This window comes from Neochlamydia sp. AcF65 (assembly GCF_018342435.1).
GTDB lineage: Bacteria > Chlamydiota > Chlamydiia > Chlamydiales > Parachlamydiaceae > Neochlamydia.
On record NZ_JAEMUE010000045.1, the window covers coordinates 26,459 to 41,351 of the forward strand.

General features: G+C 38.3%; 12 protein-coding genes. 8 read left to right on the top strand and 4 right to left on the bottom strand.

Annotated features, from left to right (window positions below):
• The first annotated feature begins 18 nt into the window (after positions 1 to 18).
• From NEOC65_RS05625 to metG, 5 genes are read left to right on the top strand one after another with little or no spacing between them, the layout of a single operon-like run.
• Entirely contained in the window at positions 19 to 906 is an 888-nt protein-coding gene (locus tag NEOC65_RS05625; RefSeq protein ID WP_166155341.1) for a YicC/YloC family endoribonuclease, read from the top strand.
• On the top strand, positions 896 to 1,477 hold the full coding sequence (gene gmk, locus NEOC65_RS05630) for a guanylate kinase (RefSeq protein WP_166155343.1): 582 nt from the start codon (positions 896 to 898) through the stop codon (positions 1,475 to 1,477). Before NEOC65_RS05625 ends, gmk begins: the two co-directional genes overlap by 11 nt.
• A 24-nt stretch (positions 1,478 to 1,501) precedes the next feature.
• Positions 1,502 to 1,825, top strand: coding sequence for a hypothetical protein (locus tag NEOC65_RS05635; RefSeq protein ID WP_213156011.1), 324 nt, complete (start codon positions 1,502 to 1,504; stop codon positions 1,823 to 1,825).
• Positions 1,826 to 1,846: 21 nt separating this feature from the next.
• A complete protein-coding gene (locus tag NEOC65_RS05640) occupies positions 1,847 to 2,458 on the top strand; it encodes a hypothetical protein (RefSeq protein WP_213156012.1) in 612 nt (203 codons plus the stop codon).
• A gap of 53 nt (positions 2,459 to 2,511) precedes the next feature.
• Positions 2,512 to 4,563: a methionine--tRNA ligase gene (gene metG / locus NEOC65_RS05645; protein ID WP_213156013.1), complete on the top strand. Its 2,052-nt coding sequence runs from the start codon at positions 2,512 to 2,514 to the stop codon at positions 4,561 to 4,563.
• An 828-nt stretch (positions 4,564 to 5,391) separates the two neighbouring features.
• On the opposite strand, the gene rpmB is transcribed toward metG, so the two are convergent.
• Together rpmB and NEOC65_RS05655 are read right to left on the bottom strand one after the other, a co-directional pair.
• A complete protein-coding gene (rpmB, locus tag NEOC65_RS05650) occupies positions 5,392 to 5,667 on the bottom strand; it encodes a 50S ribosomal protein L28 (RefSeq protein ID WP_039385022.1) in 276 nt (91 codons plus the stop codon).
• A 113-nt stretch (positions 5,668 to 5,780) separates the two neighbouring features.
• On the bottom strand, positions 5,781 to 6,218 hold the full coding sequence (locus tag NEOC65_RS05655) for a hypothetical protein (protein WP_213156014.1): 438 nt from the start codon (positions 6,216 to 6,218) through the stop codon (positions 5,781 to 5,783).
• 162 nt (positions 6,219 to 6,380) lie between these two features.
• Here NEOC65_RS05655 and sthA point away from each other — a divergent pair, with 162 nt between their 5' ends.
• Together sthA and NEOC65_RS05665 are read left to right on the top strand one after the other, a co-directional pair.
• Positions 6,381 to 7,793 (top strand): Si-specific NAD(P)(+) transhydrogenase, encoded by a 1,413-nt coding sequence (gene sthA, locus NEOC65_RS05660; protein ID WP_213156015.1) that lies wholly within the window; start codon positions 6,381 to 6,383, stop codon positions 7,791 to 7,793.
• A complete protein-coding gene (locus tag NEOC65_RS05665; RefSeq protein WP_213156016.1) occupies positions 7,783 to 8,304 on the top strand; it encodes a hypothetical protein in 522 nt (173 codons plus the stop codon). The genes sthA and NEOC65_RS05665 overlap by 11 nt, the downstream gene beginning before the upstream one ends.
• Positions 8,305 to 8,362: 58 nt before the next feature.
• On the opposite strand, the gene NEOC65_RS05670 is transcribed toward NEOC65_RS05665, so the two are convergent.
• Both NEOC65_RS05670 and NEOC65_RS05675 read right to left on the bottom strand, forming a co-directional pair.
• The gene (locus NEOC65_RS05670) at positions 8,363 to 10,969 is read right to left on the bottom strand and encodes an ATP-dependent Clp protease ATP-binding subunit (RefSeq protein ID WP_213156017.1); all 2,607 of its coding nucleotides are present in this window, start codon (positions 10,967 to 10,969) and stop codon (positions 8,363 to 8,365) included.
• A 628-nt stretch (positions 10,970 to 11,597) separates the two neighbouring features.
• A complete protein-coding gene (locus NEOC65_RS05675) occupies positions 11,598 to 12,278 on the bottom strand; it encodes a DUF4116 domain-containing protein (RefSeq protein ID WP_213156018.1) in 681 nt (226 codons plus the stop codon).
• A 479-nt stretch (positions 12,279 to 12,757) separates the two neighbouring features.
• Between NEOC65_RS05675 and ispG the strand changes: the two genes are divergently transcribed.
• A complete protein-coding gene (gene ispG / locus NEOC65_RS05680; protein ID WP_213156019.1) occupies positions 12,758 to 14,674 on the top strand; it encodes a (E)-4-hydroxy-3-methylbut-2-enyl-diphosphate synthase in 1,917 nt (638 codons plus the stop codon).
• The last annotated feature ends 219 nt before the right edge of the window (positions 14,675 to 14,893 follow it).

Sequence of the window (14,893 nt, forward strand, 5' to 3'; positions counted from 1 at the left end):
AAATTTAAGCTTTTTTAAATGTTAAGAAGTATGACGGCTTATGGCCGGGGTGCTATAGAGACAGCACTAGGAAGATTCACCGCGGAAATTCAATCGGTTAATCGTAAACATCTGGAAATAAATGTATTACTCCCAAAAGAGTTAATGCGTTTTGATGCTGAAATAAAAAAATGGATTTCTGCCCAAATAGGAAGAGGGCAGATAACTGTTAAGTTTTCGGTAGTATTTAATCAGACGACTCCTTTAAATGTAGTAGCCAATCTCCCTCTAGCCCTAAAGATTCAAAAGGCTGCCGAGGATTTAGCTTTCACTTTAAAGCTTCCTGTAACGCATGAGCTAACATTGAAAATGCTGGCTGAGCAACCTAGCATCCTGCTATTTGACGAGCAGATGGAGGATGAAGAGCTTTATCGAGAAGCTCTAAGTACAGCTTTTGAAAAAGCTATGCAAAGCTTTGTGGAAATGAAGCTACACGGAGGCCGTCCTATATTTATTGACATTTCTCAATGCTTAAAGACTTTACATCAAGATATTGAGCAAATTGCCTACTATGCGCCTCAGGCGACTAAGCGTTATCGAGAGAAACTAGCCGAGCGTTTAAAAGAATTTTCCATAGGACCAAGAGAAGATGAAGAGCGGCTTTTACGGGAGATAGGAATTTATGCAGAAAAAATTGACATCAGTGAAGAAATTACTCTTTTTCAAGCTCATCTTAAGCAATTTAATGATGTCTTATCTTCGCAAAAAGAAGCTGTAGCTAAGAAGCTGGAGTTCATTCTTCAAGAGCTGAATAGGGAGATCAATACGATTGGGGCAAAATCTTCTGAGTTAGAAGTCTCACGGCGGGTCGTAGAAATCAAAAGCCTATTGGAAAGAATCCGTGAGATTATTCAAAATGTCGAGTAGCACACAACAAAAAGGGCGAATATTTATTATTAGCGCCCCTACAGGCACAGGTAAAACAACTTTAGTTAAAAGACTGGTTCAAGAATTATCAAATGTAAAACCCAGCATTTCTTACACGACAAGAAAGCCTCGTGCTGGAGAGACAGATGGGGTAGACTATAATTTTATTGATAAAAATGATTTTGAATTTAAGATTAAAGCAGGGGAGTTGTTAGAGTACGTAGAGCTTTATGGCTTCTATTATGGAACCTCACGTGTTTGGATTGAAGAACAGCAGCAAAAAGGTTATCATATTGTCCTGGTTATCGATACACAAGGCGGGCTTAAACTAAAAGATAGAATTCAAGGAACTTTTATTTTCTTAGCACCACCTTCCCTAGAAGAGCTAAGGAGGCGCTTGCTAGCGCGTCAAACAGAATCTCTCAGCGTGATCGAAGAGCGTTTATCGTGTGTAAGCCGAGAAATAGAGCAAGGAAAAAAATATGACTACAAGATTGTTAATGAGCAATTGGATGTAGCTTACGAAGCTTTAAAAAGTATAATTGTAGCTGAAATGCATCGCATACATTAAATTTACAGAAAGGGAAGTTTATAAATGATACAAAAAAATATCACCAATGAAGCCTTAAAAAAGAAATTTAAAAATCAGTTTGAGATGGTAGGCTATGCCATTTCTTTAGCTGAAAATATGATTTTAACGGGGCGAGATCCACGCGTGAAATCAGACACGCAAAATAGAGCCTTGCAGATCTTAGAAGAAATCGTAGCGGGTAAAGATCACCTTGAGCCTGTCGTTCTTGAAAATAAAAGGCAGGAGGAGAAAGACGCTACTCGGCATTATTGTGGAGAAAATGATGGAGGAAGCTCTTCTAAAGGATCTTCAGAAAGAAAGAGAGCTCGTAAAATTCTCGCCGATTAAGCGGTAAGATGAGGAAAGAAAATGCTGGAGACATATCCTACGGCTGATTATGCTTATACTGTTTATTTATGTGTAGCTATTTTATTTACTCTTATATTTGCTGCAATAACTGGTGTAATTGGATATAAAGTAATTAATCAATCACCTAGCCGAAGTCCTTATGGGAAGATGCCTTTAAGACATGCTTCAGATCTGTCTTACGAGAGCAAAGAGAAAGTTTTACGTTTTCTTTTTGAAATGCATCAATATGATAATCGCATGTTTAACCTAGAAAAAGCGGCTTTATGTAGAGAAACTAGGCGTATTTTTTCTAATGCTATCTCTTGGTATGGAGCAATTAAAGTGGACTGGAGCTTTCTTAATAAGCGTTATCCAGGCCATTATGTATCCTGGGGAAGCTTATCTATTTATCAACAAGAAGTTATTCGCTCAGCTCACTCTTCATTAGAGGGCTTTCAAACTGAATATTCTAGTCCCGAGCCTGCGCCTAGTAAGGCGGAAAAGTTTTATACCCAAGCTGTTCCCGGACCTTTATATGTGGATATGGAAAAGAAGATATTGTTAGGGTGGAAAATCGTCCCTCTAACTAATTTAGAAGTGTTAGTGGTTCAAAAACCCAAGAGTACTTTCTAAATAGATCTATCCTTAGCTTGGAAAATTAACTAAATAGGAAATATTAGAATCTCATGCAAAAAAAAATACTCATCACTTCTGCTCTCCCTTATGCTAATGGGCCGCTCCATTTTGGACACATTGCGGGTGCTTATCTACCCGGGGATGTCTATGCGCGCTTTCAACGCCTGATGCAAAATGATGTTTTGTATGTGTGTGGTTCAGATGAATATGGGATTGCTATCACGATCGGTGCTGAAAAAGCAGGCCGGTCTCCTAAAGAACATGTAGATATTTATCACACGATTAATCGAGAATTTTTCAAAAAATTAAATATATCTTTTGATAATTACTCAAGGACTACATGGGAAGGCCATCAGCCCTTAGTTCAACAATATTTTTTAGATCTGCAGGCCAATGGCTATATTGAAGAAAGAGTTACTGACCAGCTATATTCGGAAGTCGATAAGCGATTTTTAGCCGATCGATATGTCGTGGGAACTTGCCCTAAATGCGGATTTGCGCAGGCACGAGGTGACGAATGCCCCAAATGCGGTGCTAGCTACGAAGCCACCGATCTTATTAATCCTCGTTCTCAGCTGTCAGAGGCACCTTTAGTCCTTCGCCCTACCAAGCACTGGTTTTTACTCCTTGATAAGTTTAAAGATAAGCTTTTGAAATGGATGGCAACCAAACAGTGGAAGCCCAATGTTGTGAATTTTATTAAAAGCTATATAGAGGATTTACGGCCGCGTGCTATTACCCGTGATATGAGCTGGGGGGTTCCTCTTCCTTTACCTGAAGCAGAGCAAAAGGCTTTATATGTTTGGTTTGATGCTCCTATTGGATATATATCGGCAAGCGTTGAATGGGCTCAAAAAGAAGGCGATCCCGACTTATGGAAATCTTATTGGTGTGACCCTAATACTAAGCTAGTTCATTTTCTAGGAAAAGATAATATCCCTTTTCATGCCGCTATATTTCCCGCCATGACCATGGGGCAAAATCAACCTTTTAAACTAGTCGATGAACTTCCAGCCAATGAATTTTTAAACTTAGAGGGAAGGCAGTTTAGTAAATCTGATGGATGGTTTATTGATTTGGAAGAATTTTTTCATCATTATACGACAGATCAAATTCGTTATACTTTAGCTGCTAATGCTCCTGAAACATCAGATGCGGAATTTACTTGGAAAGATTTCCAGTCGCGCTGCAATACGGACTTGCTAGGCAAGTATGGAAATTTAGTCAACCGTGTTTTAGTCTTTGCTAAAAATCATTGTGGCGGACAGATGCCTGCTGTGCAAGCTTTAGAGTCAATTGATGAAGAATTTTTACTTAATATAAATAAGCTTGCCAATGAAGCCGCTTGCTGCTATGAGACCTTCAAAGTTCGCCGGGCTAGTCAATTAATTATGGAATTAGCCCAGCTAGGAAATGTCTATTTTGATGCTAAAAAACCTTGGAAGGAAGCAATAAACCCTGATAGCAAGCATGCAGTAGCTACCACTATCGCCTGTTGTTTAGAGTGTTTAAAATGCTTAGCGCTTATTTCTTCTCCTCTCATTCCTGAGTCAGCCGATAAAGTGTGGAAGCTTCTAGGCTATGCTTCTCAATTAGAGAAGGGTAACTGGGTTCAAATTTTAAATACATCTATTCCCGCTCATCAGCAACTTCAGACGCCAGAGATACTATTTAAAAAAGTAGAGGATGAACAGATTGAAAAGGAGCTCAATCAGCTTCGGGCGCTAGCTGAGCAAGCAAAGAAAGATCATTCTTCTCAGATGGTTTACGCTCCTTTAAAGGAGATGATAGAGATTGAAGCGCTGCAGAAGCTAGACTTACGCGTAGGTGTAATCAAAGATGCAAAGAGCCTGCCTAAAAGTAAAAAATTATTGTTGCTAGAAGTAGATCTTGGCTTTGAGACCCGTAGGATAGTCTCAGGGATCAGCCAACAATATCAACCGCAAGCATTAATAGGGAAGAAGGTTATTGTAGTGGCTAATTTAAAGCCTGCCACTTTAATGGGAACTGTTAGCCAAGGAATGCTTTTAGCAGCCTCTGATGACAAAAAACTAGAACTTCTTTCTATTCAAGATATTTCCCTGGGTGCAGTTGTTAGCTAGGCTCTCCTTTTAATTTTAAAAGTGAATGATTAGCTAGCTTTAGATAAATCAAGCATGGTATCCTTTTGAAAAGGTTTTTTTTAGGTAAACATATACTTATACGCTTTGAAAAAACTTAGTCTGCTTAAAGAAACCACGTCTGCATAGCTAACAAAAATTAATCTTTTTCCAAGCCGGCTCTCTACGTAAAAACCAAGCTTCCTATTAAGTATATGATTATATGCTTTAAAAAAACTTAGTCTGTATACCCAACCTTCTGAAAGATGCCTCTCTGCTTAAGAAAAGGGACTTTATAAAGTGCGTGATTGCATAAAGAGTAGATGAAAAGCGTATTACATAAACAGCTGCTCAAAAGCGTATAAAAAGCCTACTTTCAAGAAGACAGCTAGCTTTTAAGAGCTAATTTTTTTAGACCATAACTTGCGAGTTTATTTAAAAAGGATTCTTCTAACCGCATGGCTAAGGAGAAACTTAGTTTTTTTCGCTTTTTTAAAAAATCAAAAACTTTTATTTTTTACCTAATTGGTGGGCTCTACATATAAAAGAAAGCCATCATACTTAAAAAATAGCACGATAAACTTCTCATATGTAGCTTGTAAAAGTCGTGCGGGTAGCTTTGCTTGCTTTTAAGCCAAAGCTAGCTATTAAACATGAGTAAGAGTGATAAAAGGGGATAAACCTTTTGCTTTGGATTTAAAACAATGGATGAACCAGTGCCTAATCAATCTATAAAGAAGATGTTGGAAGGAGGAGAGAGGGACATATAAATATTAAAAAATTACAAGGAGTGTAAGCCTGTAGAATAACTTTAACTTACACTCGTTTTTTTTAAACGGTATGGCCTTGAGCTCTTAAGCGGCGTATAATAGTGCTTACACCCACCTTATCAATAGTTCTTAAAGCTTGTGTAGATAAGCGTAAAGTCACAAAGCGTTTTTCATCGCCGAACCAAATACGTTTAGAAACAAGATTGGGCTGGAAACGTCGCTTAGTTTTACCAGTAACCTTAAGACCAATCCCTTTTTTCTTTTTAGCAATCCCTCTGATTGTGTACTTATAACCACGAGCGGGTTTTTTTCCTGTAACAGTACAGATTTTTGACATAACTGTAACTCCGATGAAGCGTAATTATTTGAAAAGGGGATATTAGCATTTATACGGGTTATAAGCAAGGAAAAATATAATAAAGGAGGCCCTAGAACATGCAATTAGAAATTTCAGTCGATGGGAAGCCACTTTTCTTGAATATTAAAGCGCTTATCGCCCTGCTTTTTTCTTTCTTTTTCTATCATTTCTTCATTGTTCACTTCTTTTATAGTTTGAGCAAATGCTCTTTTGTAGGCCTCAATTTTGTCCAGCAACTTTAATACATTTCCCCATTCTTCTGCATTAAGCTTCAAAGGATGTTCTAACATTTTTTTTATATGGGAAAGATTAGTGCCTAGTTTTAAATAGATACGTTCATCATTTTTATGAAGACGTTTAAGTTCAGAGATCATATAGATAGCAGTTTTTCTTTTATTGATGCGGGTTTCATCTATCGCTCTTTTCTCGTTAATATCCTTGGAGGTAGAGTCGATAATTTTTTTAATATTTAATTTGTCAAGTCCTTGTATTAAGGATTCTTCCACTTTAGTAAAATTAGTTTTAGGCATAAGGCTACTCTTTTTTGTTATGGCTTGCTTACTTTATCTTATCATTAAAATTTATATTTGACAAACTTACATTCTTGTAATATATCTCACCTAGATAAAGTCTAATCATTACAAGGCATATCTCATTATCCTACCAACCTATTAAACAATGCGAGTTTTTGAATGGAAGAAATGACGGTCGATTTAGTGGTCATCGGCGCAGGCCCAGCAGGACAAAAAGCAGCAATTCAAGGGGCCAAATTAGGTAAAAAAGTAATTGTAATTGATAAATTACCCGAACCGGGAGGAAATTGCCTGTATTCAGGTACCATTCCTTCTAAATCTCTTAGGGAAGCAATTATTGATTTAACCCGCTTTTATGAAAGGGGATTTAATAGCGGGGAATTTGCTTTACAAGAGGTTTCTATTCCTCAATTGAACCAACGGCTTCATAAAGTGATTGAAGAAGAAAGGAGCACTGTTTATCGACAATTAAGAAAAAATGGCATTCGTTTAATTAATGGAACAGCACGTTTTGAAAATCCTCACATGTTGATTGTAATGGATGACGATTATCGCTTGCTTCATCAAATTGACACTGAGTTTGTTGTTATCGCGACTGGCTCCAAGCCACGAAATCCTAATAATATACCTTTCGATAATGATGTAATTTTTGATTCAACACGTCTTTTAGGGATAGAAAAGATTCCTTCCAGCCTTATTGTATTGGGAGGAGGAATTATTGGCTCAGAATATGCAAGCTTTTTCGCTGCTTTAGGAACCGAAGTTACAGTCATTGATAAAAAGGACCATATCTTACCTTCTTTAGATCCCGAAATTGGCATTATTTTACAAACTTCCTTGAAGGATTTGGGATTACGTTTTCTAGGCAATAAAGAGGCTGCTCAAATTGCCCGTATTAATAATAAAGCTTATGTAAAATGCAAGGATGGTACAGAGATATCGGCGGATGCGCTACTTTTTGCCCTAGGACGGAGCGCCTATGTGGATGGCTTACATATTGAAAATGCCGGCTTAAGCGTTAATAACAAAGGGTATATTCCTGTCAATGCGCTATTTCAGACCGAACGGCCTAATATTTATGCCGTAGGAGATGTGATTGGTGGGCCTTGCTTAGCTTCGACTAGTATGGAGCAAGGACGCTTAGCAGCACGCCACGCTTTTGGTGTCCATCATCGTTTATTTCCTAATCTTTATCCTATCGGTATTTATACTATACCTGAAATTTCCAGTTGCGGCTATAATGAAGATGAGCTACGAGAGATGGGCTTTCGCTATGAAGTAGGAAGAGCTTATTATTATGAGATCGCGCGCAGCCATATTGTAGGAAGCAATACCGGGATGTTTAAAATCCTTTTTCATGCCGAAACACTAGAAATCTTAGGGGTCCATATTATTGGGCGAAGTGCTACAGAAGTTATCCACATTGGTCAAGTGGCCATGAGTTTTAATGCAAAAATAGATTATTTTATTGATCAGGTCTTTAACTATCCTACTTATGCGGAAGGCTATCGTATTGCTGCTCTCAATGGATTTAATAAAATTAATTATAAAAAGTATGTCGATGTCAAATAATAAAGAGAAATCAGAGATAAGAGCAGAAGCTAGGAATAGCGAGCTCTCAAAAGATGGCAGTGAGGGAAAGGTTACCGAATATGTCTTTTTGGATATAAATTCTTCATCAGCGGAGGAAGCTGAAAAAGTTAGTTTCGACCCAAGTCAAAATCCGGGGGAGATATTTGAATCCGTTCAATCTCTGTCCCAAGGAAACTATCCGTCTTATCTAAGAATGGTGGCTTTTTTAGCCACCTTAGTGATGGCATTGGGCTCCATTTTAGCTTTAATAATAACATTGTGCCTAGGGACAATTTCTTTGGTATTGTTACGTCAATTTGTGGGGGTGAATAAACAAACTTCTTTGGCCTGGAGATGTTTTAAGAAAATGCTAATTTTTACGCTAGGCTGTTTTGTTTGCATTTTTCATCTCAGTTACGGAATAGGGCTGATATTAATGTATTTTCTCCTTACGGGTGAAGCAGTTAATAGCCGCTGGATGCGAGAATTCGCCAAGTACAGAGAACCTTAAGGTATTGGTATTGATAGGCAAAAGAGTAAAAGCCAGACATTGACCTTTACTCTTTTTCTTAAGATTTAGGGCCTTCTTTTATTCTAAACCCAATCTGGTCTTTTTCCGTATATAATTCAATAGAACTTTTCGAAGGAATCTTACCCTCAAGGATAGCTTTAGAAAGATTATTGATCACTTCAGTTTGAATATAGCGTTTTAAAGGCCGTGCGCCAAATAAAGGATCATAACCTTCGCGTGAAAGATGGCTTAAAATTTCTGGGGTCCATTCTAAGTTAACCTCGCGATCTTTTAAACGTTTAGCTAGATGTTTAAGTTGAAGAGCGACAATTTTTTCCATGTCTTTTTCTTGCAAAGGTAGAAAGGGAAGGATATCATCTAAGCGGTTAATAAATTCTGGTCGAAAATAAGTTTTTATTACAGGCTGTAAAAGAGATAAAATTTGCTCTTTAGATAAGCCCGTTTGATTTTTTTCAAGCTTTTCTAATAGCAAATCCGAGCCAATGTTAGAAGTCATAATAAAAATAGCATTTTTACAGTTTATTGTTCTTCCTTTGCTATCTGTAATGCGGCCTTCATCAAATATTTGCAAAAGAAGGTTAAAGACATCAGAATGGGCTTTTTCAATTTCATCAAATAAAACCACCGCGTAAGGACGTCTTCGTATAGCTTCTGTTAATTGTCCTCCTTCCTCATAACCTATATATCCAGGAGGGGAGCCTATCATTCTAGCTATGCTATGCTTCTCCATATATTCTGACATATCCAAGCGAATAATCGCGTCTTCTTGATCAAAAAGTTGTTCGGCAAGCGCTTTAGCTAACTCCGTTTTTCCTACTCCTGTAGGGCCGAGGAAGAGAAATGTACCTACAGGACGTCCTGGATCACTTAAGCCTGAGCGAGAACGTCGGATAGCTTCGCTGACGGCAGTGACGGCAAGTTCTTGACCTACGACGCGCTTGGCTAGCACTTCTTCTAATTTAAGAAGCTTTTCGGCTTCTCCTTCTAACATTTTGCTGACGGGAATCCCAGTCCATTTTGAGACAATATGGGCGATTAAGTTCTCATCTACCTCTTCTTGCAGTAAGCGAGCCACTTTTTCATTGAGCTTACTTTGAATAGCAGCAATTTCTGCCTCCACCTTAGGGAGCGTGCTGTAACGTATTTCAGCCACTTTATTATAATCAGCTTTGCGTTCTAATTCTTCGGCATAGAATCGCAACTGCTCAAGCTCATTTTTTTTCTTTTGTACTTCTTCTATAAGTTTCTTCTCTTGATTCCATTGATTTCTTAAAACAGCTAATTCTTCTTTGATTTGTGCAATTCTAGCCTCAAGCTTATCAGCTTCCTCTTTAGAGGAGGGGCTGTTTTCACGTCGCAAAGCTTCTTGTTCTACAATTAGGCTACTTAGCTCCCGTTCTTTACGATCGATAGGTAGAGGCCGGCTTCCAATTTGCATGCGAATCATACTAGCAGCTTCATCGATCAAATCGATCGCTTTATCAGGTAGGCGTCTATCAGTAATGTAACGATAGGATAAGAATACTGCAGCATGAATAGCTGATTCAGTAATACGTACGCCATGAAAGATTTCAAAACGTTCACGCAGGCCTCTTAATATAGCTATAGAGTCTTCTAAAGTAGGCTCTTGAACCATGACAGGCTGAAAGCGGCGCTCCAAAGCGGCATCTTTTTCAATATACTTTTGATATTCGTTAAGAGTCGTAGCTCCAATGCAATGGAGAGTACCACGTGCCAGAGCTGGTTTCAATAGGTTAGCAGCATCCATGGACCCTTCGGTAGCACCTGCTCCCACCAGAGTGTGAACTTCATCAATGAATAAGATGATGCGCCCTTCACTATTTTCAATATCAGTTAAGATACCTTTTAAACGTTCTTCAAATTCACCCCGATACTTGGTACCTGCAATTAAACTACCCATATCGAGGGCTAACAATTGCTTATTCTTAAGGGATTCCGGCACATCTTGGGAAATAATTCTTTGAGCTAGTCCTTCGGCTATAGCTGTTTTTCCAACCCCCGGGTCCCCAATCAGCATGGGATTGTTTTTAGTGCGGCGACTTAAGACTTGCATAGTACGTCGGATTTCTTCATCACGGCCAATGACAGGATCTAATTTGCCTTGACTAGCAAGCTGAGTGAGATTTTTACAATATTTTTCTAAGGTTTGTAAACTTGCTTCTGCGTTAGGCGAATCCATATGTCTCGCTCCTCGAATTTTTTTAATTTGTTCCTCAACATTTTTTAAGGGAATGCCTGTAGCTTGTTTCCAAGAGTTAAAAGGTTCTCCAGCATTTCTCCAGTAAGAAAGTAAAAAATGATCACTGCTAGTATAAGTATCATTCATTTGCTTGGCTATACTCTGAGCATCAGCAATGCGCATCTGTAAGTTACGGGCGGTTTGCGGAGGTTGAGGGGAGCCTGCATAGGTAGGCTGTTGCTCGATAGCACGCTGCACTTCTTCTATTAATAGCTGTGGCTTTGTATTAAGAGTCGTAAGAATAGAAGTGAAATAGCCTTGCGGATCATCTAACAAAGCTTTAAGCAGACTATTTTCAGTAACTTCTGTATGGTTATGTTGCTGAGCAATTTTGAAAGCTTCTTCTAAGGCTTTTATGACGGCTTCTGTGAAATTTTGTGCCATTTCAACTCTCCGCTTATAAGATAGGAAGTATCAATTTACGGATAACATAAGCATTTGTCAATATGAAAAATATTTGCGTTTAAGAGTTGCTTTTCTTGATTGGCTATTTTTTTTAGCCCCTTTACATGAAAAGCGCGGGAAGGTTGTATTTATCCCTTATAATAGTTTCTTTAGCCTGTTTCAAACGCGCAAAAAGCTTACGAGAAATTATCTCTTAAGTAAGAAAAAAAATCATCTCCATCGCTCTCTTAAATAAACATCTAAAGGCACCTTTTCCATCTTGTAGAAATTAAAAATGGTATGTTTAATTACACGCCCTCGCTTTTCTTTACGTAAGTCGCAATAAAGAAAAAAACTTTAAATCTAGTGGATTAAAGTTTTTTCTTGAGTAATCAACAAGATAGACTTTTTCGATAAAAGGAAGAGACAAGATTTTTTTATTCTATAAATAGGTTGAATGTTAATAGCCAATAAACTTTTAACCTAAGGATGTTTCTTTCCTTTTGACCTGATTCAAATGCCTAAACTCATGGCATGCTTGCAATAAAGTTTTTCTTCTTCTAGTTATTAAAGGGGTTTTTTAGAAAGAGAGTTTGTACTCAAGCAATGCCTCTAGCTTTTTGTAAGTTTATTGGGTTGTAACTAGAGCAATAATTATCGGATCATTTTGAAGCTCTTGGCTAGCATACTGAACGGCTGAAGCATTTTGTTGAACAGCGATAAGCACTACCTCTCTATCATTCTGAAGTTCTGGGCTAGCATAATCTAGCGCCAGGCCATTTTGTCGTACAGCAGCAAGAACGAATTCTTTATGATTGCGAAACGTAGGAGTATACTTAAGGACCAAACCATCTTTCTGGACAAGTTCGAGACACGCCTGATAATATACTTTTTCAAACGGGGTTGCTTCGTTAGCATACCCAAGATCCGAATCGTCTTGCTTTTCAGTGGCAAGATCTATTTTAATATCGTTTTTAAACGGTTGATGGGTAAAGGTAGAAGTGCCATCATTATAATTGATTGGCTCTACCCCCGTGTTTTTAGTGTAATTTTTTCTATGAGCAAAATCATAAATTCCAATTATTATATTTCCTAAGGCAGGGAGCAACAAGATTATACAGCGCGCAAAGCTTTTTTGACTAAGATGATTATAGTAGGAGCTTTTAGGCATACAGCCTTTTTGCTTGATAGGTAAAATAACAGCTTTTTGAAAGATATAGACTAAATTAGTTACAGTACTAACAAAAGGCAAGTAGTCGCTCTTATTAACGATAAATCGGCAGCTGTTAGATAAAAAATTTGTTCGCATGGCAACCCTTTGCATATCAATTTTTGTGGATTACATTTTAAAAATAATCCTATTTGAAATCAATGAAGCAGCTTAAGATATAAGCAGTTTAACTTACAGGAAAATTGGATAAAGATTTTATTAAGCATTTTTTATCCTATAATTCTTATCTCAGTGCGTTGCTCTTTTATCCTTTATCCTACTTTTGCCTCGGTATTTACTTTGAATAGATGGATCGTACGTTTTTTTTTAAATAAATAATTTATCGGCTCTTCGAGGATTTATATGTAAAAAGTTTTATTTGATGATTTTATCATTAAAGAAATGTGTTATCACCTAAACATTCGAAGAACCAATTTTACTTCAATTTTTAAAGCTAATAATAGAAGAGTGGAGAGCTTTTAAGGGTTATCCTTATCCTCTTGAAGGATTGCTTGCAATATTAGGATTATCAAGATAGAATTCATGGCTTAAAGGAAATTTTATAGTGAGTATATTTCATGAAATACTGCGAATCGATTGCTCAGCTGAAAAGACGCTCAACACGTGAGGTGATGGTTGGCCCTGTAGGAGTGGGGGGTAACAATCCTATTCGCATTCAGTCCATGACCACTTCCAATACACGGGAGGCTGAAGCGACAATCCAGCAAATTATGCGTTTAGCCGATGCTGGTTGTGAAATTGCACGTGTGACTGTACAGGGTATGAAAGAAGCTGACAGCTGCGAAGCCATAAAAAATGGCTTGCTTCAAAAAGGATATTCGATCCCCCTGGTGGCAGATATCCATTTTTTTCCTCCGGCTGCTATGCGGGTGATAGATTTCGTTGATAAGGTGCGTATCAACCCGGGTAATTTTGTCGATAAAAGAGCAAGCTTTAAAGTGATCGATTATGATGACTATTCGTATGCTCAAGAAATATTAAAAATTGAAGAAAAATTTACTCCTTTAGTAGAAAAGTGTAAAAGCTTGAAGCGCGCGATGCGCATAGGAACTAACCATGGGTCTCTTTCCGATAGGATTATGAATCGGTACGGCGATACTCCTGCAGGAATGGTAGAATCTGCGCTGGAGTTTGCGAGGATTTGTCGTAAAAATGACTACCATGATTTTATATTTTCTATGAAATCTTCTAATCCTCAGGTCATGATTTTGGCTTATCGCTTACTTGTAGCAGAGATGTATAAATTAGGGTGGGACTATCCTTTACATCTAGGGGTTACAGAAGCCGGCGAAGGGGAAGATGGAAGGATAAAATCTGCCATGGGAATTGGGAGCTTACTGTTAGATGGGATTGGAGATACTATTCGGGTCTCTTTGACGGAGGATCCCTGGCATGAGATTGACCCTTGCAGACGTTTAATCAAATTTACCCAAGAATATTCTCAACAAAATGAGCTAATATTTGAAGAGCGCTGTCGGGATTTCCAGAATATTGAAAGACGTGCGATCACTTATCCGAAGCCTATCGGCATGCATAAAGATGGCACAGTTTGGGTCTCTGCTCTTAAAAGCAATCAAGAAGATGCCTTGTTTTATCAGCATCTAGGTTGTGAGGTACAATTGGGACGACCTCAACCTAAAATCTCTTCAGTAGATGGTCTTGTTATTCCGGATGGCCACTTTTACAAGCAGGTTCTGCACCCTTTACAAGAGATAGGGATAAGTATTTTCTCCTCTCATTCTCAAGAAGGAGCAGTGCCTTTATTGAATCTGATAGAAGCTCGTCAATATGTTAGTCAGCATAAGTTTTTGTTAAGCTCTCAAGCTTCTTGGGCACTCGCCATTAGTGATGAATCTCCTGACGAATGGGAAGCTATTCCTTCTTTACAGCCTTCCTTGATTATATTTCGTCCTTCTTCTTCTCGTGTTTTTAAAGCGCGCCGTTTTTTTGATTGGTTAAAGCAAAACCAGATTGGTATTCCTGTCATCCTTAACTTTCACTATAGCGGCAGCCAAGAAGATCTAGTGATTCAATCTTCAATGGAATATGGCGCTCTTTTTTGCGATGGACTGGGAGAGGGAATATGGCTGGAGGCTCCTTACGAGATTAATTATTTGCGTCATTTAAGTTTTAGTATCTTGCAAGCGGCTCGTATGCGCATGGTTAAGACCGACTTTATCTCCTGCCCCAGCTGTGGCAGAACTTTATTTGATCTGCAAGAAGTGACTAAAAGGATACGTGAGCGAACTTCACATCTGCCTGGAGTCAAGATTGCTATTATGGGCTGCATTGTCAATGGTCCTGGGGAGATGGCTGATGCGGACTTTGGATATGTGGGGTCCAAGGCAGGCATGATCGATCTATATGTAGGCAAAGAATGTGTGCAGAAAAATATTCCTTTCGCTGAAGCTGATGATAAGTTGGTTGAATTACTCAAATCGTATGGCAGATGGCAAGAGCCCTGTTTGGCATAAAAACAGGAAAAATTTTTTCGATTCTATAAGTGATAAAAGCAGGTTGAGTTTGGTTATAAATTTTGTTGCAGCGCGCAGGAAATCATGATGAATGAGTGGACAAAAGGGCAATAAGGCTCGTGATTTAGTGATAAGCCCGATGATCCTTAAACTGCCCAAAGTGTAAAGAATGCTTACAGTGAAGACTCTTACGATAAACAAGCTTTTTAACCTATCTGC